This is a genomic window from Limnospira sp. PMC 1279.21 (assembly GCF_032349615.1).
GTDB lineage: Bacteria > Cyanobacteriota > Cyanobacteriia > Cyanobacteriales > Microcoleaceae > Limnospira > Limnospira fusiformis.
Window position 1 is genome coordinate 1 of sequence record NZ_JARPLU010000627.1, and the last position, 229, is coordinate 229.

Genomic DNA, 229 nt, shown 5'->3' on the forward strand with positions numbered 1-229 from the left:
TAGGAGGATATCGCTTGTTTATACTCTCCTAAATGATACAGCGCATTCCCTCGGCTAAACCAAGGTTCATGGAAATCCGGTTTATATTTTAGGGCTTCGTCTTAGGAGGATATGGCTTGTTTATACTCTCCTAAATCAGACAGCGCCTCCCCTCGGTTATACCAAGCTTCATGGAAATCCGGTTTATATTTTAGGGCTTGGTCATAGGAGGATATCGCTTGTTTATACC

1 protein-coding gene is annotated in these 229 nt (G+C 42.8%); it reads right to left on the reverse strand.

From position 1 onward, the window contains the following. Positions 1-101: 101 nt before the first annotated feature. Positions 102-215, reverse strand: a complete 114-nt coding sequence (locus tag P5683_RS26280) for a tetratricopeptide repeat protein (RefSeq protein WP_315669535.1) — start codon at positions 213-215, stop codon at positions 102-104. Between the last annotated feature and the right edge of the window lie 14 nt (positions 216-229).